The sequence below is a fragment of the Caulobacter sp. genome (genome assembly GCF_965279145.1).
In the GTDB taxonomy this organism is placed as follows: domain Bacteria; phylum Pseudomonadota; class Alphaproteobacteria; order Caulobacterales; family Caulobacteraceae; genus Caulobacter.
This window is the reverse complement of sequence record NZ_OZ257139.1, coordinates 2,043,854-2,064,202: the sequence shown is the minus strand read 5'-3', so window position 1 is coordinate 2,064,202 and position 20,349 is coordinate 2,043,854. Positions and strand designations below refer to the sequence as shown.

At 66.6% G+C, this 20,349-nt stretch carries 13 protein-coding genes; 6 read left to right on the top strand and 7 right to left on the bottom strand.

Annotated elements, in window-relative coordinates; all coding sequences use genetic code 11:
• Window positions 1-102: 102 nt before the first annotated feature.
• The 5 genes from ACQY9P_RS09585 (at window position 103) to ACQY9P_RS09565 (ending at window position 8,435) form a co-directional block, all read left to right on the top strand.
• Complete coding sequence (locus ACQY9P_RS09585) at window positions 103-2,949, top strand: TonB-dependent receptor (RefSeq protein WP_428151545.1); 2,847 nt, start codon at window positions 103-105, stop codon at window positions 2,947-2,949.
• On the top strand, window positions 2,937-3,497 hold the full coding sequence (locus tag ACQY9P_RS09580) for an RNA polymerase sigma factor (RefSeq protein ID WP_421739487.1): 561 nt from the start codon (window positions 2,937-2,939) through the stop codon (window positions 3,495-3,497). The genes ACQY9P_RS09585 and ACQY9P_RS09580 overlap by 13 nt, the downstream gene beginning before the upstream one ends.
• A 55-nt stretch (window positions 3,498-3,552) precedes the next feature.
• Window positions 3,553-4,497 (top strand): FecR family protein, encoded by a 945-nt coding sequence (locus ACQY9P_RS09575; RefSeq protein ID WP_421739488.1) that lies wholly within the window; start codon window positions 3,553-3,555, stop codon window positions 4,495-4,497.
• Between the two features lie 135 nt (window positions 4,498-4,632).
• A complete protein-coding gene (locus ACQY9P_RS09570) occupies window positions 4,633-7,287 on the top strand; it encodes a TonB-dependent receptor (RefSeq protein WP_421739489.1) in 2,655 nt (884 codons plus the stop codon).
• 110 nt (window positions 7,288-7,397) lie between these two features.
• Complete coding sequence (locus tag ACQY9P_RS09565) at window positions 7,398-8,435, top strand: phosphatidylinositol-specific phospholipase C domain-containing protein (protein WP_421739490.1); 1,038 nt, start codon at window positions 7,398-7,400, stop codon at window positions 8,433-8,435.
• 107 nt (window positions 8,436-8,542) lie between these two features.
• Here ACQY9P_RS09565 and ACQY9P_RS09560 read toward each other — a convergent pair whose 3' ends face one another.
• The 6 genes from ACQY9P_RS09560 to ACQY9P_RS09535 form a co-directional block, all read right to left on the bottom strand.
• On the bottom strand, window positions 8,543-11,467 hold the full coding sequence (locus ACQY9P_RS09560; protein WP_421739491.1) for a TonB-dependent receptor: 2,925 nt from the start codon (window positions 11,465-11,467) through the stop codon (window positions 8,543-8,545).
• Window positions 11,468-11,582: 115 nt separating this feature from the next.
• Window positions 11,583-12,512, bottom strand: coding sequence for a FecR family protein (locus tag ACQY9P_RS09555; protein WP_421739492.1), 930 nt, complete (start codon window positions 12,510-12,512; stop codon window positions 11,583-11,585).
• Complete coding sequence (locus tag ACQY9P_RS09550; RefSeq protein WP_421739493.1) at window positions 12,509-13,015, bottom strand: RNA polymerase sigma factor; 507 nt, start codon at window positions 13,013-13,015, stop codon at window positions 12,509-12,511. The genes ACQY9P_RS09555 and ACQY9P_RS09550 overlap by 4 nt, the downstream gene beginning before the upstream one ends.
• Before the next feature lie 103 nt (window positions 13,016-13,118).
• Window positions 13,119-14,600: a phosphoesterase gene (locus ACQY9P_RS09545; RefSeq protein WP_421739494.1), complete on the bottom strand. Its 1,482-nt coding sequence runs from the start codon at window positions 14,598-14,600 to the stop codon at window positions 13,119-13,121.
• Between the two features lie 193 nt (window positions 14,601-14,793).
• Window positions 14,794-15,900, bottom strand: a complete 1,107-nt coding sequence (locus ACQY9P_RS09540; protein WP_421739495.1) for a tyrosine-protein phosphatase — start codon at window positions 15,898-15,900, stop codon at window positions 14,794-14,796.
• Window positions 15,901-15,974: 74 nt separating this feature from the next.
• Window positions 15,975-18,263, bottom strand: coding sequence for a TonB-dependent receptor (locus tag ACQY9P_RS09535; protein ID WP_421739496.1), 2,289 nt, complete (start codon window positions 18,261-18,263; stop codon window positions 15,975-15,977).
• A gap of 248 nt (window positions 18,264-18,511) precedes the next feature.
• Between ACQY9P_RS09535 and ACQY9P_RS09530 the strand changes: the two genes are divergently transcribed.
• Complete coding sequence (locus ACQY9P_RS09530; protein ID WP_421739497.1) at window positions 18,512-19,693, top strand: TetR/AcrR family transcriptional regulator; 1,182 nt, start codon at window positions 18,512-18,514, stop codon at window positions 19,691-19,693.
• Window positions 19,694-19,777: 84 nt separating this feature from the next.
• Here ACQY9P_RS09530 and ACQY9P_RS09525 read toward each other — a convergent pair whose 3' ends face one another.
• On the bottom strand, window positions 19,778-20,305 hold the full coding sequence (locus tag ACQY9P_RS09525) for a hemerythrin domain-containing protein (protein WP_421739498.1): 528 nt from the start codon (window positions 20,303-20,305) through the stop codon (window positions 19,778-19,780).
• Window positions 20,306-20,349: the final 44 nt, after the last annotated feature.

Here is a 20,349-nt window from a genome sequence, read left to right as displayed (position 1 = left end):
CCCGAGGAGCCAGGCTGACCTTGTCGTCAATTCGTCATTCAAGCTGACTAGTGACGGTGAAGTTCGGTCGCGTCGTCGGGACCAGAGACCTGCCAGCCCAGCATGCAACGCAAGTTCGATTGTCACGCCGCGCTGCTGGCGATCATGACGACAGCGTCGATCTGCGCCCCGGCGCATGCCCAGGGTCGCCGGGAGCTGGGCCCCGCTCTCACACAACTGGCGGTGGAACGCGATATCCAGATCCTGTTTCAGCCACGCCTCGTCGAAGGTCTCCGCGCCGGCGCGATCCGCAGGGGCGCGAGCCACGACGAGGCCTTGACCGCGATCGTCGGAAGTCAGGGACTGAAAATCGTCAAGCTGCGGCCGGGGGTGTATGCGCTTGAGGCGGAGGGGGAATTTCGTCGCTCGCCGGCGCCCCTTCTCCCAGTCGAAGCCCGAACTGAAGTGGAACCTATCGTTGTCACAGCCGGCTATGCGGCCAGCCTGGCTCGCGCCCTGACGCTCAAGCGTCAGGCCTCTTACGGCCTGGACGCCGTTAGCGCCGAGGACATCGCGCGGCTGCCGGCCGCCAACGCCGCCGAGGCCCTGCAACTGGCGCCCGGTGTCAGCCTGGAGCGCCATCGTGGCGTGGGCCTCTATGTGAGCGTCAGGGGCCTGGGTCCGCAGTTTCAGAACGTGCTGCTGAACGGCCGGTCGGTGGCGATGAACGATCTGGTCGAGAACGGCGGCTTCCGAGGGCGCCAGTTCCGCTTCGAGGTTCTACCGGCCGACGTCATCGACCGTATCGAGATCGCCAAGACCACGACCGCCGACATGGACGAAGGCGCCCTCGGCGGCAATATCGACGTTCGCACCTTCAAGCCGCTGGAACTGGGACGACGGGATGTCCTCTCGGTCCGCGCCTCAAACGGGCAATCGGGAAAGATCGATCCGTCAGTGTCCGGCATTCTGAGCTGGACAGACGCCAGCGGCCGGTTGGGGCTGCTGGCCGCCGGCCTGACGGAGCAGCGACGCATCCGCAACGACCGGCTGTATCAGACCGGCTGGGGACTGGACCGGTTCGCCGACGTGCTGGGGCAGGGCTATTATACGCCCTCGCGCACCCGCCCGACGATCGAGCTGGAGGACCGCCGCCTGACCTCGGGCGACTTCGCCCTGCAATGGCGGCCGACCCCGGCGTTGCGGACTGATGTGGACCTGCTGATGACCCGGCTGGACGCCCGGTACGATGAGTATGGGCTCGACATCTATCCCGATGATCGGACGTTCTCGCCCCCGCGCTTCGTACCGGGCAGCCAGACGATCGCGGGCCACACGGCGCAGGCCGGGACCATCGACAATGTCCGATGGATGGCCTCGCGTGAGACCAGCCTGAACCGGCACGACCTGATCGCCTTCGGGATCCACCAGCGCTGGGAACTGACCCGTTGGACCCTGGATGCGGACCATGCCTACTCAAAGGCCCGCAGCTATCATCCCGACGGCCGGGGCACGGTGCGCGCGCGAGCCGCCTTCTTCGCTCCGCTGACCTATGACTTCAGCGGGGGCCTGCACGCCGCCCCAACCCTGACGACCCCGATCGACTACACCGATCCAGCCCCCTTCGTCGGCCAAGCCTTCGACTACACCTGGAAAGACTCCCGAGACACCGACGAGGTCCTGCGACTGGACGCCTCGCGCGCGGTGGGCCTGGGCAAGATCAGTTTCGGGGTCGAACAGCATAACCGGACCCGCGACTATCGCCGTCGTGACTGGATTGTGGACACGCTCGTCGGCGTTCCGCTCGCCAGCCTTGGCCCCGGCTACTATGGGCCAACCCCGTTCGACGACGTCCTAGCCGGCAGCCCGGGCGATCTTCCTCGACGCTGGATCGCGCCGAACGCCCGCGTCTTTTACGACCGACTCTTCACCGCTGACCTGGCGCGCCAGGCGCCTTCGGTCTCCGATCTGCGCAACTCCTTTGTGGTCGAGGAGAAGATCACCTCGGGCTATGCCCGCGCCGATTTCGCCAGCCAGTGGTTTGGCCTGCCTGTCACGGGTGATGTCGGCGTGCGTCATGCCTCAACCCATCAGGTCTCGGATGGTGTGCTGTCGGCCGGCGCGGAGCCCATCCCGGCCCGATGGCGCAAGACCTATGATGACTGGTTGCCCAGCGCCAACCTCCGTATCGAACTCACGTCCGACCTGCTGTTGCGTCTGGCCGCCTCGCGCGTGGTCAATCGGCCCAATGTCGTCGACAACGCGCCCCGCATCACCCTGGCGCGCGATACGCCGACGGCCAATGGCGGCAATCCGGATCTGGATCCCTTTCTGGCCACCCAGCTGGACGCCTCGCTGGAATGGTATCCCACTTCGGGCGGCGCCCTGACCGGCGCGGTGTTCGATCGCCGCCTGGATAACTACATCACCGCCCAGAACACCTTCATCCAGGTGCCCGGACGGGGCGAGGTCCTGCTGTCGACCAACGTCAATGGCGGCGACGCCCGTATCCAGGGCGTCGAGCTGGCCTACAGCCAGGTGTTAAAGGCCCTACCGGCGCCGCTTGATGGCCTGGGCGTGCAAGCCTCCCTGACCCTGGTGCGCAGCCAGGCCAACTACTTCGCGGGCGACCGGGTCATTCGCAATGCGCTGACGGGTCTGTCGCGGACCAATTACAGCCTCCTCGGCTTCTACGAGAGGGGTCGGACATCGCTGCGACTGGGCTATTCCTGGCGGGGGGCCTATCTCACCACGATCGGCAATTCGATCACCGCGCCCTCTCACACGGCCCCGTTCGGTTCGCTGGACGGCGCGGCTTCCTGGCGGATCGATCGACGACGGACCCTTACGCTGGAGGGCGTCAACCTCACCGACGCCCGCAAGTACGTCTATGGCGAGACCCAGGACCAGCCCATGGAAATCCATCACTGGGGCCGATATCTATCCGCGAGGCTGAGATGGGCGTTCTGACCTTCCCGTCGCCCGCGCCTGACGACAGTCCGTCGGCCGGGCAGGACTCGGCGACACCAGACGCGCCGCGCTTCGACGCCCTTGTCTCGCGCTATCGACGTCCCTTGCTCAGCTTCTTCCAGCGGCGGGCGGCCAGCGTCGAAGACGCCGAGGATCTTACCCAGGAGGTTTTCATGCGCCTGTCGCGCCGATTCTCCCGCCTGCATTGGGGGAATCCGGACGGCCTCGTGTTCACGATCGCCAGCAACGCCCTAATTGACCATGAACGCCACGAACGATCGCGGCGACGCGATAGTCATGTCGAAGTCGACCCCGCTCTTCCCGTGGACGAGCCCTCGGCCGAGGCCACGCTGAGCGGGCGTCAACGGCTGCGTAGTCTGGTGGAGGCGCTCGACACCCTGCACCCCAACGTCAAGGCGGTGTTCGTCCTGTGCAGGTTCGAAAACCTGAGCCAGGCCGAGGCCGCTGTCCGTCTGGGCCTGTCGATCAGCACGGTCGAGAAACACATTGTGACGGCCATGGCGCGTCTGCGCCAGGCGATCGGATAACAGAATGACCTTTAGGACCAAGCCCTTCGATGACCCGGCGGTCGATCCGCGCCAGTTGCTCGCCGCGAGCCTGTCTAGAGCGCTCACGCCCGTCGAACAGGCCAGCCTCGACGCCTGGGCTGCCGGTTCGCCCGCCGCCCGCGAGGAGATCGCCCTCACCCGCGAGATCTGGCTGACGACCGGTCTGGCGGCGAACGATCCCACGGTTCAGCGCCTCCGCCGGTCGGCGCGTCAGGCCGCAGGACTGGATCGCGGTTCCGTTCAACGCGATACCCGGATCAACCGACGCTCTTGGGTTGGCGGCCTTGGTCTGGCCGCAGCGGCTATTGTCGCCGGCGTGGTGGCGATCGACCACCCCGTGAGCCAGACCTTCGTCGCCCCGCCTCATGCCGCCTCGCGAGTGACATTGGCGGACGGCAGCCATGTCACCCTGAGCCCAGGCGGACGCCTGACCGCACGACTGTCGCGCCAGGCTCGCGAACTTTCGCTGGCCGAGGGGGACGCCTTCTTCGACGTCAGCCATGACAGCCATCGCCCGTTCACCGTGACAACCTCGGGCCGGACCCTGACGGTCCTGGGCACGCGCTTCAATGTCGCCAGCGGACAGAAGTTGACGGTTTCTCTCGTGCAGGGATCGCTCAAGGTGTCGCAACCCAATGCTCCCGACATCCTTCTTCGCCCCGGCCAACGCTACGTCGGTGCGGCCGCCGCGAGCGGCCGGGCTGAAGCCGGCGACGTCGCTTCCGACGCCGCCTGGACGCAAGGCCGCCTGGTGTTCGCCGACACCAGCCTGGCTGAAGCCGCCGAACGTCTTTCGCGGACGAGCGGACGACACGTGATGCTCACGGATCCGTCTCTCGGCGCGTTGCGGCTGTCCGGCTCGGTGCGGATCACTCGGATCCAGGATGTCCAGGCGGCGCTGGAGGCCACGTTGCCGGTCAAGACCCGCTTGAGCCCGGAGGGCGGCCTGATCATCTCGCGCGCCGCAAAGCCATCCTGATACGGACAAATACCAAAGACTTTCAACAGGTTGTCGCAAATATTTCACCAGCGATGGACTGAGGAAGCCTGCCTCGACTTCCGTTCTTCCTCCCCGACCCGCCTCCCTGCGGGCCCAGACTCCATCGGGGGATAGATGATCCGTTCCAAGTTCAAGCCGGCGCGCTGCGCGGGCGCCGTCGCCGTTCTCGCCTTCGCCGCCCAGGGCGCATGGCTGTCTCAGGCCCACGCGGCCGAGGTCGCAGAGCCCGCCGCCGACGTGGCCGCGGTCGACGCGATCGTCGTCACCTCCTATGGCAAGAGCCTGCAGGCGGCAGCTGCCCTCAAACGCTCGGCGGCCTATGGCCTCGACGCCATCAACGCCGAAGACATCGGCAAATTCCCGACCCGCAACGCCGCCGAAGCCCTGCAGCTGGTTACCGGCGTGACCATCGACCGCCAGCGCGGCGCCGGCCTCTATGTCAGCGTCCGGGGCCTTGGCCCGCAGTTCCAGTATGTCGAGCTGAACGGCCGTTCGATCGCGGTCAACGAACTGATCGAGAACGGCGGCGCCAAGGGCCGTCAGTTTCGCTTCGAGGTTCTCCCGTCAGAACTGATCTCGCAGATCGAGGTGGTGAAGACCCCGACCGCCGACATGGATGAAGGCGCCCTGGGCGGCAACATCAACATCAAGACCTTCAAGCCGCTGGATCTGGGCGACAAGGCCGCCTTCTCGATCCGCGAAACCTATGGCGACGTTCGCAAGAAGGCCGATCCCTCGGCCTCGGGCCTGCTCAGCTGGACCAGCGCCGACAACACCCTGGGCCTGCTGGCCTCGGGCCTCTATGACGAGCGCCACGTGCGCAACGACCGCCTGTACCAGGTCGGCTGGAACCTGGATAAGTTCAAGTCCACGCTGGGCGGCGGCTTCTATACGCCCTCGCGCACCCGCCCCACCATCGAGACCGAACATCGCAAGCTCTATTCGGGCGCGGTGACCGGTCAGTGGCGCCCCAACGGCGACTTCCAGACCGATGTCGATGTGCTGGTGACGCGCCTGGACGTCGACTACGACGAGTTCGGTCTCGACATCTATCCGGACGACACCACCTTCCAGACCCCGGTCTTCGTCGCCGGAAGCCAGAAGGTGGTTGGCGACACCGTTGTCGGCGGCACGATCAACAACGTGCGCTGGATGGCCTCGCGCGAAACCAGCCTCAATCGCCATGACCTGACGGCCGTCGGCCTCAAGCAGGCCTGGACGCCGGGCGCCTGGAACTTCAACGCCGAGTACGCCTTCTCGCGGGCCCGCAGCTATCACCCTGACGGCCAGGCCACCAAGCGTAACCGCCTCGCCTTCTTCGGCCCGCTGACCTACGATTTCTCGCGCGGCTACACGTCGATCCCGCAACTGACGACCACGGTTGACTACACCAACCCGGCCAATTTCGTCGGCCAGGCCTTCGACTATACCTGGAAGGACTCGCGCGACACCGACGAGACCCTTCGCCTGGACGGTGGCCGCGTCTTCGACGGCTGGTTCACGAAAATCGCCTTCGGGGCCGAGCGCCACGAGATGAAGCGCGACTATCGTCGCCGCGACTGGGTGCTGACCAACGCGCTCAATGTTCCGACCAGCACGCTGGGCGCCAGCTTCTACGAAGCCCTGCCCTATTCGGGCTTCCTGTCGGACTTCTCCGGCAATACGCCGCGCAACTGGGTCACCCCCACCACCACGGCCTTCTACAACAGCCTGTTCACCCCGGCCGTGGCCGCTCAACCACTGTCGGCCGCCGATGCGCGCAACTCGTTCGTCGTCGACCAGAAGATCACCAGCGGCTATGTCCGCGGCGACTTCAAGTTCGACACCGCCATGCCGATCAGCGGCAATGTCGGCGTCCGCTATGCCCGCACCGAACAGGTGGCGAGCGGCACCCTGACCAGCACGAACGCTCAGAACCAGCCCGTGCTGACGCCGGTCTCCTATCCGCAGGACTACGGCAACTGGCTGCCCAGCCTGAACGTCAAGGTCGAGGTGCGCGACGACCTGATCGCCCGCTTCGCCGCCTCACGCGTGGTCAACCGGCCCAACATCACCGACAGCGCCCCGCGGATCAGCGTCGCCCGCGACACGCCCAGCGCCTCCGGCGGCAACCCCGACCTGCAGCCGTTCCTGGCCGACCAGTTGGACGCTTCGCTTGAGTGGTATCCGGCGCCGACCACCGCCCTGACCGGCGCGGTGTTCTACAAGAAGATGGACGACTACATCACCCAGCAGAACACCACGATCCAGGTGCCCGGCCGGGGTGACGTCCTGCTGTCGACCAGCGTCAACGGCGGTGCCGCCAAGCTGACCGGCGTCGAGGTGGCCTACAACCAGAGCCTGGCGTTCCTGCCTGGTCCGCTCGACGGTCTGGGCGTCCAGGCCTCGTTCACCGTCGTGGACGCCAAGGCCAACTACCTGGCCGGCAATCGTCCGATCAGGGACAACCTGATCGGCCTGTCGAAGACCAGCTACAATCTGGTCGGCTACTACGAAAAGGGTCCGCTGGCGGCCCGTCTGGGGTGGTTCTGGCGCTCGCGCTACCTGTCGGGAACCGGCAGCACCACGACCGCCGAGTCCTATATCGACGCCTACGGCTCGCTGGACGGCTCGATCTCCTACGACCTGACCAAGAACTACGCCGTGACGCTGGAGGGGTCGAACCTCACGGATGAGATCCGCTATGTCTACGGCAAGACCAAGGACCAGCCGATGGAGATCTATCACTGGGGCCGCACGGTCTCGCTGACTCTCCGCGGCAAGTTCTGATCCGGCTTCAGGGCGGGCCTTCGGACCCGCCCTGACAGAGGACCGGCTGGCTTTGCTGCCCCTTGGCCGGCCGGTCCTGACGTCTTCCCCAAAACCTTGCGAGCCCTCCGATGTTGCGATCTCTGCTTCTGGCCGCCGCCATGCTGACGGCAGGCGCCGCCGAGGGCGCCGAAGGCGCCAAGATCAACGCCATGCGTGTGCTGGGCTCGCATAACAGCTATCGCCCCGAACTCGATGCCGCCGCCCTTGCGCATCAGCGCCAGGTGATGGGCGAGCGCTCGTTCGGCGTCGAATACGGTCACCCGCCGATCACGGATCAACTGAACCTCGGCGTGCGGCAACTTGAATTCGACCCCTATGCCGACAGCGCCGGCGGCCTCTATTCGGCGCCTTATGCGAACGACCCCGCCAGACTGACGGTGATGAACCGGCCCGGCGCCAAGGTTCTGCACGCCCCCATCCTGGACGCCCGCACCCTGTGCCTGACCCTGGCCGACTGCCTGGGCCAGGTCGCTGGCTGGTCGCGCGCCCATCCCGATCACGCGTTGATCGTGATCTTCATCAACACCAAGGAAGAGCCGTTCAATACGCCGCTCATCCCCGACCCGCCGCTCTACTCCGAGGCGGATCTGGCCGGGATCGACGCCGACGCCATCGCCGCCTTCGGCCGCGACCGTATCGTGGCGCCGGACGATGTGCGGGGCGACGCCGACAGCTTGCGCCAGGCGGTCCTCTCCGGCCACTGGCCCACGCAGCGGTCGTCGCGAGGGAAGGTCCTGCTGGTTCTCGACTCCAACCCGCGCATCGCCCAAGCTTATCGTGAGGGTCACCCCTCGCTGAAGGGCCGGATGATGTTCGGGCTGTATGACGCCGCCGAGCCCGAAGCCGCGGTGTTCAACATCCAGGACCCGAAAGCCGAGGAGGCCCGCATCAAATCCCTGGTCGCCCAGGGGTTCCTGGTCCGCACCCGCAGCGACGCCGACACCCGCGAGGCCCGGACCCACGACCAGAGCCGCCTGCAGGCGGCGCTGCGCTCCGGGGCCCAGGTGATCAGCACCGACTATTATCCCGGCGCCCCGGATCCACTGGGTCTGCGCTTCACGGTCTCTCCGCCCTGGTTCAGGACCACCGAGCCCAAGGGCCAGTAAGCCGCTCGGTAAGAACCCTTGTGACCGCTGCCGAGGAGCACGCGGAAAGGCGGCCCGCCTGAATGATCAGGCGGGCCTTTTGAGACGAACAGCCCGTCAGGCAACCGCTAGAATTTGGCGCGCAGCCCAAGGCTGAGGGTGCGGCCGTAGTTGGTATAGCCGCCAAACCAGCCCCCCTTGACGAATTGCCATTGGGCCGCGTCGGTGAGGTTCTGGGCTTCGATCGCCGCCGTGATGCGCGGGGTTATCTTGTAGCTGACGCTGGCGTCCAATGAGCCGAAAGCCGAGTCATTGAGCGCCGACAGGCCGGCGCCGCCGACGTCCTGCAGGACGTCATCGACCCAGCTGTAACTGGCCCTCGCGGCGAAGCGGTCCTTTTCGTAGAAGCCGGTCAGGTTGAAGCTGTTCTTGGCGACATTGACCATCTCGTCCTTCAGGGTCGGCGAGTAGGTCGCTTCGGTGTCGGTGTAGGTATAGTTGGCGAGGAACCCCAGGCCATCGAATGGCGCCGGGAGGGTCTTGAACAGGTGCTGATAGGCCAGTTCCACGCCCTTGATCGTGGCCTGACCGCCGTTGGTCGGAGACGCCAGCAGATAGGTCTGACCGTCGACCACGATGTTGGTCTTCTGGCTGTAAACGAAGGTGGTGATGTCCTTGTAGAAGGCGCCGGCGATCAGGGCGCTGCCCGGAGCGAAATACCATTCGAGGGTGGCGTCATACTGCCAGGCCTCGAACGGCCGCAGCTCGGGATTGCCACCAACGGCGGTGAGCACAGTGCCCGAGGAATTCAATGTCAGGCGCGGTGCCAGGTCGGCCAGGGACGGACGGGTGATCACCTTGGCCGCCGCGACACGCGCCTGCAGGGTGTCGGACAGTTCCAGCGCGAAGTTGGCCGTCGGCAGCACATCGCTGTAGGTCTTCTCGTAGCGGACGGGGATCGCCGCCGAGCCGTTGTCGGCATGCCCGGCCGAGACCTGCTTGGTCTGGGCGGCGCGCACGCCGACCTCGCCGCGCAGGGGCCAGTTGAACAGCTTGGTGTCGATGTCGGTTAGGGCGTAGGCCGCCGCGATGTCTTCGGACACGTGGTAGGAGTTGCGCTGGTCCGCCCGCGCCGTGCCCTTCTGGGTCTTGTCGGCCAGGGACCAGAAGGCCGTCGGATCGGGCATGGCCCAGGTCGTCGGCAGGGCGCCGTCGACATCGCCCAGGAAATCACTGACCGGGAAGGCGCCGAAATACTCGGCCCCGAAGAACTTGCCGGCCAGGTTGGTGGTGTAGTTGATGTCGGCCCGATTGTAGTCGCGCGAGCGCTCGCGGTACTTCACGCCGAACTGGACGCGGGTCAACGGCCCCCAGGACACCGGGCGTTCGGCGTCAAACTGGATGGCGGCTTCGTCGTCGGTGGAGTCATTGACGCGCCACTCGATGCGGCGAAACGGCAGCAGCGACGGGTTGCTCAGATCGGCCGTCAGCAGCTTGACGCTGGGCACGGCGTCATCATCGGCCTTGGTCATCGAGAACGTCGTCTGGCCGATCGGCCCCAGCAGGCGGGTGCGGGTGATGGGCTTTGAGGTCTCTGAATAGGCCCGGGCGTAGGCGAGGTCGGCGGTCAGGGTCCAGTCGTTCAGCTTCTGGCGGATCTTGCCGGCGACCATCAGGTTGTCGTGCGCCAGATCACTGACCTCGCGGCCGATCTGGGTGGTGGATGTCACCGTGCCGCCGACCAGCACGTTATCCTTGATCACCGCCGAGCCGGGAACCAGCGTCGCGACGCCCTGATCGACCGAGTAGGTCAGCTCGTCATAGTGGTCGTCCAGCTTGGTGTAGCTGGCGTCGAAGGTGATCTCGGTCTCTTCGGTCGGGCGATACTGGGCCGACAGCACCACGCCCTTTCGCTCGCGATCCTCGCGCTCGAGGGTGGGGCGGATGGCTGTGGGATAGAGGTTGATCCCCTGGGCGATCAGGCTCTTGCCAAGGGTCGTGGCCGGATCCGAATAGCTCCAGCCCACCCCCGTGATACGGTCCTGGCGCAAGGTGCGCTGGTCATAGACCACCGCCGCCAGCACACCGAAGGTCTCAGCGGCGTTCGTCCAACTGGCCAGACCCGAGACCCGCGGGTCGGTCTGGTCGGCGAGTTGCGGCATGCTGGCCGTGGCCGACAGCGCCAGGGTGCTGCGACCCAGGTCGAGCGGGCGGAACGTCTTGATGTCGACGACGCCGCCGATCGCGCCTTCGTCCAGCGAGGCCAGAGGGGTCTTGCCCACCTCGACGCCCGCGACCAGTTCCGACGGCAGGGTGTCGAAGCGGAACTGACGGCCGCTCTGGCCGCTGTCGCGCATGTTCTCGTTCACGGCGGCGCTGCGACCGTTCAGCGTGACGATCTGGAAGTTGGGACCCAGGCCCCGGACGCGAACGAACAGGCCCTCTCCCCGGTCACGGGTGATGGCCACGCCCGGCACCCGCTGCAGGGCCTCGGCGATATTGTTGGACGGGAACTTGCCGATATCCTCGGCCGATATCCCGTCGACGACATTGGCCGCCTTGCGCTTGTCCGCCAGAGCCCGAGCCAGCGAGTTGGCGAAGCCGCCCGTGACCACGAGTTCCTCGACCGTGGTGCTCTCGGCCGCCCGAACGGTGTCGGCCGAGGCCGGTTCCGCTCGCCCTGCCCCGGCGGCGCTCGGCACCGTCGAGATCGGCTGGGCGGCGGGACGCAGGATGGCGCTGCCGCCGTTACGCACGAAGGTCAGACCCGTCCCGCGCAACAACTGGCTAAGGCCGCGATCCGCATCAAGCGTGCCCTTGACCCCCGCTGTCCGCTTGCCGCGCAGAAGGGCCGGATCGGCCAGCACCTGCAGACCCGTGGCGCGCGAGAAGGCCGGCAGGGCCGAGGCCAGATCCCCTGCCGGGATAGCCACCTCGATCTTCGCGGCCGGCGACGCGGCGACGGCGAGGTTGGGCGATCCGGCGGCCGCGCTGGCCAGCAGCAGGGCGATTGCGGAGGCGGATCCGCGCCAGGTCCAAGTCTTGAAGGTCATCGATACATCCCCGAGATCGCGCGGCGTTGTCGCCGGCCTCGGCGGTGAAGACGTCGGCGAACAGGTTTTCAGGACAGGGATTTTTGTGAAGTTTCGGCGACGACACCCCGCCGGGCTACCGCGCCAGCACCAGTCGGCCGCCCTGCTCGCGCGCGGTGAAGCCATGCATCAGGGCCAGATTTTGGATCAGGGCATCGGGCTGGTCCAGACGGAAGCGCCCCGCCACGCGTTGCTTGGCCAGGGCCCGGTCAGTGATGATGATCGGCTTGGCGGACTCGCGATTGAGGCGGTCGACCAGTTTCTCCAGCGTGACGCCGTCCGTCTCCAGCCATCCCGAGCGCCAATCGTCGGCGGCGGGGTCGAAGGGCCGGATGGCGGACAGGCGCCCATCGATCGCGAACGCCCGCTGGCCCACGGTCAGCTCGGCCGAGCGATGGATCAGGCCCGTCGGCGCCAAGCGCACCCGGCCCCGATGCACGGAAAGTTCCAGGCGGTCGCCACCGCGCTCCAGATCGAAGGCCGTGCCCAGCACGCGCGCCGACCCTTCCGGGGCGCTGACGATGAAAGGTCTCGCGGCGTCATGGGCGACATCGAAGAACGCCTCGCCCCGCACCAGCCGTACCCGTCGGCGGTGGGCGCCCAGTTGGACCTCGACACGCGTGGCGCCATCCAGGGTCACCTGGGTGCCGTCGGCCAGGGCGACCGTGCGATGCTGTCCGGCCGCGGTCTCGAAGGGCGCGGGTCGCTCCATCGACAGCTGCAGTTCAGGCCAGAACAGCACACTCGCCACGGCGCAGGCGGCCAGACTCAAGCCGCCGACCAGTATCCTCGCGACGGGGCGGCGAGACGGCCTTGCCCGAACCTGAGCGCTGCGGTCCAGAGCCTCGGCGAGCGCCGGGTCCTGCGTGATGGCCCACAGTCGCCGATAGGCGGCCGCATGGGCCGGGTCCGCCGAGATCCAGGCTTCGAAGGCCGCGTCTTCGTCGATCGGCGAGTCCAGCCGGCGAGCCACCCAGCGCGCGGCGTCCTGATCGAGGCGGCTCACGCGCCGCCTCCCGGCCGACGCCGTTCCGCCTTGGCGACTTCGCGATGCAACTGCTCCAGCGCGCGCACGACGTGCTTCTCGACGGCGGCTTCCTTCATGTCGAGCTCGGCTGCGATCTGGCGGCAGGTCTGTCCGTGCAGACGGCGGCGAATGAAGACGTCGCGGCGCAGCGGAGGCATGGCGTCCAGCACCTTGCCAAAGACCTCGACCTTCTGGCGATGCATCAGGATCTGCTCCGGCGCGGGGGCTTGGCAGGGAATGTCGTCGTTCAGGATCTCGACCGGCCGACGCTTTCGGCTGCGGAAATGGTCACGCACAAGATTGAGGGCGATACGATAGCCCAGGGCCGCGCGATCAACGACCGTACGCGCGCGTTCATAGGCCAGCAGACGCGCGAACGTCTCCTGAACCAGGTCGTCGGCGGCGGCGGGGTCGCGGGTCCGCTCCACGATGAAATGGTAGAGGTCCTCACGCTGGGCTCGAACGCTGGCGAGATCCGTCATCGACGCGGCTCATCGCCATGTCGTCGAGCGACGGTGATCTTCTGCGGCGCGACCAGCATGGACGGCGCTTAGCATTGGTCTGTGACAGTTGCGCTGACCTCGATCACCGCACGGAGATGAAGACGGGGTTGGCGTAGAACCACAGGTCAGACCAGGGATCCTCGCCCAGTGGATCCGGCTGGGGCTCGAGTTCCGAACCGTTCGTGCCCCTCACGCGAATATAGCTGGGCCCCCGCACATCCTTCAGCACATAGGTCATGGACAGGCGCTCGCCCTCGCGAACCCAGGCCCCGGGCGCGAAGCTCCTGACAATGCGAGTCGTCGGATTTGAATCGAGATGAGGGTCCGCCGCAGGTCCCATGACGTCGCCCTGGATAAGGTCGATCCGCGAGACATCGGGCGAGCGTCCGCCGAAATTCTTGCCGGCCGGATCGCGAACGCGGATGACGACGGTGACGTCGCTGCCGGCCGCGACGTCCAGGCGCCCGCCGATGTCCGCCCGACGCGCGCCATCGGCCGTCATGGCGGTCACCTCCACCTCGGAGACCAGATCGCCCAGGGTCACGAAAACCCGACCATTGCGCAGGCCGTCCAGCACATCGTCATAGGTGTGCTCGGCCTTCACATAGGTCTTGGAATATTCACCGGGCCAGAAGTCGCTGCCGCCGTCGGTGTAGTGTCGGTGAGAGTCCGAGGTCGAGGTGATCCACCAGCGACGCCCTTCGCCCAGCATGGAGTCCCAGAATCCGCCCAGCCGCGCCGTCATCTGGTCGAAGCCGCCCATGGTCGGGGCTCGCGAATAGCCGCCCCGATCGCCCTTGGGATCGGCGGAGCCATCCGGCTTCAGCGTCGAGGCCTGATGTCCGGGCGCGCCTTCCATCCCCACCGCGACGCCGGGCGCCGTATCGTTCCAGGCGCGCAGCTCCGATGGCGAAACCAGGCCATAGCGGCCCACATCCGTCGCGGAACGAGACGGATGGTTGGCGATGACCACCGGCGGCTGGGGCAGGGCCCGCATGTGACGAAGCGCTTCCAGCATGAAGGCCTCCTGGTCGCGCGCGGGGTCGGCGGGCCACGGCTCGCGCCGGTTGAACCGGCTCTCGACGCCAAACAGCACCTCCCGTTCCGAGGCGGACCGGGGAAGGATCAGGCTGGAATGCTCGGCCGCCGGCGTGTCCAGTTCCATGCCCCAGAACTGCAAAACGGAAGGCGTCGCGCGCCGGGCCCGGAGAAGCTCGGGATAGGCCTCGTTCCGGTTCAGTTTCGAATGGTTGGGGCCGCCATGATCTGTCGCGACCATCCAGGACAGCCCATGCCTGGCCGCCATGCTGGCATTGGTCGTGATCGGATTACTGGCGTCCCCGGCCTTGATCAGTATCGGCGGCTGGGACGGATCGGCGGCCGCCTTGACCCCGACGCTGAACCAGCTGTGGACGTGGTGGTCGCCGGCCAGCCAGCGACGATCCCGGGGATTTGCCGGATGTCTGGACCTCGCCTCGGGGGCCACGGGCCGGATGGCATGACCCGGATGGGCGTCAGCCGACGACAGCGGCGCCGCTATCAGGCCGAGCAGGAGGAGCGTCATGACGCGGGAATGCAGACGGGCGGGGGCGGACGGAACAGGCATTTGCATAGCTAGGCCCTAGTGACCAATTGCAACACTTCGATTGCAGACCTCATCGGGCGGCAAACGCCAGACTATCCGACCGCGCGCCCTTCCAACGACGACCTGCGTCGGCCCAAGCCCGCCAAGGAGCCGGCGAGCCTGACCGCCGCCATCAGATCAGATAGGCGCGACGCATAGAGGCGATCCTGGCGTCGCTGAGCCCGAAGCGCGACTTGGCCAGAGCGATCGGCCCACCGAACTTGCGATCGATCTCGACCAGAGCCTTGCGCATCACCTCGGGGTCCGAACCCATGATGACGTCCAGCACCTCGGAGGGCATCCGTGCGAAGGCCTGGGTCTGCTGAGCCGTCATTCCGGCGCTCGGAGCCTTGCCGGCCTCGGCCATCTGCTTCCTGTAGAACGAGGGCGGCGTGTAGACCTGGGTCAGGGCGTAGTCGGCCAGGATGGTCTCGCGCGGCGCGCCCAGCACCGACAGGATCAGGGCCGAGCCCATGCCCGTGCGGTCCTTGCCCGCGCTGCAGTTCAGCGCCAGGGGGGCCTGGCCTTCCGCCAGACGCGCGAAGAGGTCGGTATAGTGCGGCGTCAGCATGTCGAGAAACTGGACATAGGCGGCGGCGAAGACGTCGATGGCCTGCTCGCGCGTGGTGGCTTGAGCCAGTTGCCCGAGCGAACTGCCCATGTCGTAGTCGAACGCCACAACCTCGGGATGCTTCGCCTTGATGAACGGGTTGGGTTCGCCCTGTCGCTCCTGCGGACTGCGCAGGTCGCAAATGACCTTCACGCCCAGCTTCGACAGATAGTCCATGTCGCCCGCCGTCAGGCCGCTCATCACGCCGGAGCGATAGATCCGCCCCCAGCGCACCTGGCGGCCGTCGGCGACACGATAGCCGCCCAGGTCGCGGAAATTGCGTCCGCCCTCCAGCGGCAGCAGACGCTCGGCCACCCGCGTCTCGCGGCCGTTGGCCGCCAGCAGGTAGTAGGGCCGCGGCGCGATCTCCGCCGAAACCGCGACCCGCCCCCCGGTCACGCCGGCCTTCACCTGGCGCATGGCGCGACGGGACGCGTCCGGGTCGGATGAGACGTAGATCGTGGTCCGGGCGGACCTGGCGTTCCACGACAGTTCAACACCCTTGCCGGGAATGCGATTGGCCTGGCCTTCCAGGGCCTCGCCCCTGGAGCCTTGGGCGGCGAAGGCCGACGGCGCGAAGGCCAGGGCGGTATTGGCGGCCGTGGCCGCCAGGAAACTACGACGATCCATGAGCTTGCTCCCTAAATCCTGGACGAGGTCCCCGGGCCGAACGGGACAGCCCGTCCGACCCTTTGACCCTTGGGTTAGAATTTGACGTTCAGCTCGACGCCGTAGGTACGCGGCTCGTTGAAGATCGCGTAGGTCCCGAGGGCGGCGTTGGTGTTCTTCAGGAAGGCGTGGGACTCGTTGAGCAGGTTGCGCGACCACAGCGACAGCTGCAGGGCGGGTCCGTCCTCGGTGGCGCGGATATCGGTCAGAGCCAGCCGACCGTTGACGATCAGGGAGTCGTCGCCATAGGTCGGGTCGGTGGTAGAGGTGTGCTGGGCGTCGGCGTAGGCCGCGTCCAGGTGGGCCTTCAGCGTGGCTCCGAAGGCCGGGCGCTGATAGTCCGCCGCGAAGCTGTAGGCGTTCTCGGGCGTATAGATCGGATAGATCGTCGCCATGGCGTTGGTGAACGGATTGAACGCCTTGGACAGCGTGACTTTGGTGTAGGCGTAGCCCGCCGTCAGGGTCAGGCCTTCCACCGGCGCCAGGGTGAAGTCGGCTTCCAGGCCCTTGGTCTTGCCCGTGGCGGCGTTGGTCGTCTCCAGCGTGCCGCGGTTGTTGTTGACGATCAGGACGTTGAAGTCGACTTGGGCGTCCTTGATGTCGCCGCTATAGGCCGCGAGGTTAAGGCGGGCGCGGCGATCCCAGAACTCGCTCTTGGCGCCCACCTCGTACATCGACACCGTCTCCGGATCGAAGGCGCGATAGGTGAGCGAGCGCGAGTTGGCCCCGCCGGCCTTGTAGCCGGTGCTCCAGCGGCCATAGACGTTGACATTCGGGGCCAGCGTATAGGCCACGGTGACCAGCGGATCGAACCGGCTCCACGACTCGTCCAGAGGGATGGCGCCGACGATCGTGACCTTGTTGGCGTCGACATAGCTGGGCGTCGCGCCGTTGACGGTGTTCAGCGAACCGGTCTTCTGGTCCTTGGTCAGGCGGCCGCCGACCGTCAGGTGCAGGGCGTCGTCGAGGATCGCGGGCGTCCACACGGCCTGGCCGAACACGCCGTAGCTGGTGGTGTCCGCCTCGCTGGCGCGGTCGAAAGGCACGGCGTTAAGGTTCAACGACAGCGTCGTATAGGCCGTGCCCGTGGCGTTCCATTGCAGTGTATTGGGCGTCTGGGCGCTGTCGTCGACCTTCTCGTGGAAATAGAAGGCGCCCAGGACGTATTCCACACGATCGGTGTGGCCGATGGCCTGGAATTCCTGGCTGTATTGCTTCTGATGGAAGTTGGCGATGCTGTAGCGGGCGAAATTGCCGTTCGGCGCGAACACCGACAGGGCGACCGCCCCGTTGTCGTACTGGCCCTGCTTGAGCTTGCGATAAGAGCTGATCGATCTCAGCTCCAGATTGTCCGACAGCGTCCAGTTCAGGTTCAGGCGGTGGCCGAAGGTGAAGCCTTCGCTCTGACGCAGCGGTACGCCGATATTGGCGTGCTCGGCTCGCCCGGGCTGGAGCGGCGACGCCGGCGCCAGGGCCAGGGCGCCCTTGCTGACCAGTTGCACATAGTAGGGCGTGGTGGCGTCATAGGCGTCGTCGAAGGCGTATCCGACGCTGACCTTGTCGGTCGGCTTCCACAGCGCTTCCACCTGGAAGCCGCGCTTGTCGTAGCCGTTGAAATCCGGCTGGCCAGAAGTGGTCGGGTTTTCGACAGTGCCGTCGCGCTTGCTCAGCAGTGCGTCGATCTTGACGCTGACGGCGTTGACGGCCGGCAGATCGATGTGGGTCTCGGCCTTGTAGGCGCCGTAGTTGCCATAGCCCAGCGTGGTGCTGGCGCCAAAGACACCGGTCGGCGCCTTGGTGACGATGCTGATCGCGCCGCCCTCGGTGTTGCGGCCAAACAGCGTGCCCTGCGGCCCCTTCAGCACCTCGATGCGCTCGACGTCATACAGCGCCGAGCCCAGGCCCTGGGCGCGGCCCAGATAGACGCCGTTGATATAGACGCCGACGGCCTGGTCGCGGGCCGGCTGGTTGGCGTCGCCCGACGATCCGACGCCGCGCATGCCAATCGTCAGGGCCGACTTGCGCGCGAAGAATGGCGCAACCCGCAGCGACGGGATCGATCCATCGCCCAGATCATCGATCGACTGGACGTGGCGGGCCTTGAGCGCATCGCTGTCCATGGCCGAGATCGCGATCGGGGTGTCCTGCAGGTTGGTCTTGCGCTTCTGGGCGGTGACCACGATCTCCTCGAGACCGACGCGATCCCCTTCGGCCGGAGAGACGGCGGGGGCTTCCATGGCCCAGGCATGGCCAGCAAGGGCCAAGGCCGCGCCGCCGGCCAGCAGGGCCGCGCGCAGCGCGATCCGATCAAGACGTTGTTCCATACCCACACCCCTCTGATGGTCCGACGAGCCGTCGGCGTCGGGGGTGGGTGCTAAGCGCGGCGCGTGAACTTAGAACGAATGTTATGTTTCATGTTCGTGAAGGTCTCGACTTCACGAAGCCCGGGCTTGCGCGAAGCGGGCCAGCCGCAGATGATCCGCGCCCCATTCGTTGTTCGCTTGCTGGTCCATTGCCCTTACCGTCCGACACCGCATCGATTTTCAAAGAGCAGGATCGACCCGCGAACCGATTGATCCAGGCGGCCGCGGCGCTGATTTCGGATCAGGGCGCGGCCGAGGCGTCGGCCCGCGCGATCGCGGCGGCGGCGGAAGTCGCGCCCAGCGCGATCAACTACAACTTTGGCAATATAGAACGATTGTTATCTTCCGCGTTTGCGCGCGGCGCGGAGCAGACGGCGCAATGGATGGAGGCCAGAACCGTCGAGATCGCGGCCTTGCCTCGGACGGCCGATGGCGCCGCGCGCGCGCTCGAGCATGTCATCATCGCATGGACGACCGACGAGCGGTCGCTGGCCCTGCTCTATCAGGAAGCCCTGAACGTCGGCGCGGGCGCGGAACCGTGCGCGGGCTGGACGCGACAATGGCGCGATTTCTGGATCAGTGCCGCGGGTCTCTTCGGACTGAGCGAGATCGACGGTCGTCTCCTGCACCTGACTTTCGAGTCAGAGGCCCTGTACCATCTCTCGACCTGGTCGCCGGGACTGGAGCGCGCGGTCCTGCGGGACCTGACCGACCATGTCGGCGCGGTCTATCTGGGCGCGCCGCACAGGATCGACAGCGGCGCGCTGCCGACCGCCCTGACAGCGGCGGGATCGCCATCGTCGACCTCGATCCCGCCGGCCGCCATGCGTATCGCCATCGCCGCCGCCCAGATCGTCGAGACCTCCGGCTTCTCCGGGCTGACCCAGCGGGCGGTAGCCAGTAAGGCCGGAGTCACCACGGGCTCGGTCACGCACCATTTTCGTACGATCGAAGACCTGGTGACCGGCGCGATCCGTGGGCAGGTGCAGATGCTGACCGACGCGGCCACGCTTGCCGACGGACCGGCGTTGGAGCCCATAACCTTGGAGCGCATGTTCCAGGGCATCGCCCGCCACGTCCTCGACGACCCTCCCGCCAGTCCGCTGCGCAGACGTCTGTTCCTGGCGGCCGTGCGTAGACCCGACCTTGCCGGAGCGGGCGCGATCATCCGGTTTTCGCATGGCGGCACGACGCGTGACATGCTGGCGCAGATCGGCTTGGCCGGCGGCCCGCTGGCGTTGCATTCGGGCCTCATCTCCCGCTTCGCCTCGGCCCTCTGGTTCGCCTGCTCGGCCGATGAGGCGCCCCGGGTCTCGCGTGAGCGGCTGTTCGACGCGATCGCGGAACGCTCCGTTCGCGCGCTGCGGATCGCAACGCACAGCCAAGCCTAGGATCCGGTCCGCGCCGCCATCCACTCGGGGCCGAATGGTCGAGCGCTGGCGGCGAGACCGGATCCGGGGCTCAGGTTGCGGACATCAGTGCCCCTGGTCGGCGCCCAGTTCACGCATCAGTTCTTCCTTGCGCGCTTTCAAGCGCTCACCCATGGCGTCGAGGTCCTCGTCACCCTTCTTGGCCTGGGCGAAGATACCACCGGGCTGTTCCTCTTCCTTCACGTGATGCTTGATGTATTCGCCCAGCACCTTGACCTTGGCGTCGTAATACTCATCGCCCGGCTTCATCGCCTCGATCTCTGCAATCAGCTTCTTGGCCCCGTCGTGCTCGACATAGGCCTCGTCGAGCATGTCGTCCTCGATCTCACCGCGCTCTTCCGGATAGAAGATTTCTTCCTCGATCTGGGTGTGAACCTTCAGGGCCAGGGCGATCTTGTTGAACAGGGACAGCTTTTCGGCGTCAGCCTCGAGCTGTTCGTATTCGTCAAACCAGCCCTCGACCTCGCGATGATCCTGCTTCAGGAGCGTGATCGCCAACGGGTCCTTGCGGCCCGTGCGGCGGGTGCGGCGAGTCTTGGCGGCGGCGGTCTTGGACTTGGCGGCGGCGACCATGGTTGTCTCCCGGGGTGTGGTTGAAATCCCGTGTAGAAGGAAAT

Excerpts from the sequence above, each read along its gene's own strand:
- ACQY9P_RS09585 (WP_428151545.1), top strand. The coding sequence starts at position 103 with ATGCAACGCAAGTTCGATTGTCACGCCGCGCTGCTGGCGATCATGACG.
- ACQY9P_RS09580 (WP_421739487.1), top strand. The coding sequence starts at position 2,937 with ATGGGCGTTCTGACCTTCCCGTCGCCCGCGCCTGACGACAGTCCGTCG.
- ACQY9P_RS09570 (WP_421739489.1), top strand. The coding sequence starts at position 4,633 with ATGATCCGTTCCAAGTTCAAGCCGGCGCGCTGCGCGGGCGCCGTCGCC.
- ACQY9P_RS09565 (WP_421739490.1), top strand. The coding sequence starts at position 7,398 with ATGTTGCGATCTCTGCTTCTGGCCGCCGCCATGCTGACGGCAGGCGCC.
- ACQY9P_RS09560 (WP_421739491.1), bottom strand. The coding sequence starts at position 11,467 with ATGACCTTCAAGACTTGGACCTGGCGCGGATCCGCCTCCGCAATCGCC.
- ACQY9P_RS09550 (WP_421739493.1), bottom strand. The coding sequence starts at position 13,015 with ATGACGGATCTCGCCAGCGTTCGAGCCCAGCGTGAGGACCTCTACCAT.
- ACQY9P_RS09545 (WP_421739494.1), bottom strand. The coding sequence starts at position 14,600 with ATGACGCTCCTCCTGCTCGGCCTGATAGCGGCGCCGCTGTCGTCGGCT.
- ACQY9P_RS09540 (WP_421739495.1), bottom strand. The coding sequence starts at position 15,900 with ATGGATCGTCGTAGTTTCCTGGCGGCCACGGCCGCCAATACCGCCCTG.
- ACQY9P_RS09535 (WP_421739496.1), bottom strand. The coding sequence starts at position 18,263 with ATGGAACAACGTCTTGATCGGATCGCGCTGCGCGCGGCCCTGCTGGCC.
- ACQY9P_RS09525 (WP_421739498.1), bottom strand. The coding sequence starts at position 20,305 with ATGGTCGCCGCCGCCAAGTCCAAGACCGCCGCCGCCAAGACTCGCCGC.